Source organism: Halalkalicoccus sp. NIPERK01 (assembly GCF_030287405.1).
Classification (GTDB): Archaea; Halobacteriota; Halobacteria; order Halobacteriales; family Halalkalicoccaceae; genus Halalkalicoccus.
In genome coordinates, this window is sequence record NZ_JASVVV010000060.1 from 1 (window position 1) to 242 (window position 242).

Annotated in this window: 1 protein-coding gene; it reads right to left on the reverse strand. The window is 72.7% G+C overall.

Features of this window, described 5'->3' with window-relative positions; translation table 11 throughout:
- On the reverse strand, window positions 1-242 hold a 242-nt coding region (locus QRT08_RS18555; protein ID WP_286047477.1), incomplete at both ends, for a magnesium chelatase domain-containing protein.

A 242-nucleotide genomic window follows, 5' to 3' on the forward strand; every position in this document is an offset into this window, starting at 1 on the left:
CGGCACCGGCTCGTGGGTGAGCAGCGCTACCAGCTGGCCCAGCGAGGCCACGCCCAGCACGTCGATACCGTCGACCAGCTGGGCCTCGCTCGCCTGGCGATAGGGCACGATCACCCGGCGGAAGCCGTTCTGCGCTGCGGCCAGGGTGGCCGGCAGCACGCCGCGAACCGGGCGCACTCGTCCGTCCAGGCCCAGCTCGCCGATGAGCACGGTGCCGTGCAGCTCGGGGGCCTTGATCACGT